Below are 1074 nucleotides of genomic sequence, written 5' to 3' on the forward strand. Positions count from 1 at the left end.
ATCGTCGCGTCGTCGAGCGGGCTGCCCTGCACGATCGCGCCAACGCGCTTCAGCGCGCGTTCCATGAAGCGGTCGTAGATTTTCTCGTGGACCAATGCGCGGCTAGGACAGGTGCATACCTCGCCCTGGTTGAGCGCGAACATGGTGAAGCCCTCGATCGCCTTGTCGAGATAATCGTCATCCTCGCGCACGACATCCTCAAAGAAGATGTTCGGCGATTTCCCGCCGAGTTCGAGCGTCACCGGGATCAGATTCTGGCTGGCATATTGCATGATGAGGCGTCCGGTGGACGTCTCGCCGGTGAAGGCGATCTTGGCGATGCGGCGCGACGTCGCAAGCGGCTTGCCGGCCTCCAGACCGAAGCCGTTGACGATGTTCAGCACGCCTGGCGGCAACAGATCGCCGATGAGGTCGATCCACAGCAGGATCGAAGCCGGGGTCTGCTCCGCCGGCTTGAGGACGACGCAATTGCCGGCGGCAAGCGCCGGCGCGAGCTTCCACGCGGCCATCAGCAGCGGGAAGTTCCACGGAATGATCTGCCCGACCACGCCGAGCGGCTCGTGGAAATGATAGGCGACGGTGTCGTGATCGATCTCTCCGATCGAGCCCTCCTGCGCCCTCACGACACCAGCGAAATAGCGGAAATGATCGATGGCGAGCGGCACGTCCGCCGCCATGGTCTCGCGGATCGGCTTGCCATTGTCCCAGGTCTCGGCAATCGCGAGCTTATCCAGATTTTGCTCCATCCGGTCGGCAATGCGATTGAGGATGCGCGCGCGCTCTGCCACCGGCGTGCGGCCCCAGCTATCCTTTGCGGCATGGGCGGCATCGAGAGCCGCATCGATGTCCTCTGCCTGCGAGCGTGCGATCTGGCCGATCACCTTGCCCGTCACCGGCGTGATATTGTCGAAATAGCGGCCTGCCTTGGGAGCGACCCATCGCCCGCCGATGAAATTGTCATAGCGCTGCGGGAAGGGCGACTGCAGCTTGCTGTCCGGCCGGTCCAATACGGTTGTGGTCATGGCTGATCCTCTTCTGTTGCTGATGGGCGCCATTGTGCTGGCGTCTGATCGC

At 62.8% G+C, this 1074-nt stretch carries 1 pseudogene; it reads right to left on the bottom strand.

The features are described 5' to 3' along the window. Positions 1–1022, bottom strand: a pseudogene (gene adh / locus AWV70_RS22205) (aldehyde dehydrogenase); the annotation flags it as partial. Positions 1023–1074 lie beyond the last annotated feature (52 nt).

This window comes from Sporosarcina koreensis (assembly GCF_001531445.1).
In the GTDB taxonomy this organism is placed as follows: Bacteria; Bacillota; Bacilli; order Bacillales_A; family Planococcaceae; genus Sporosarcina; species Sporosarcina koreensis_C.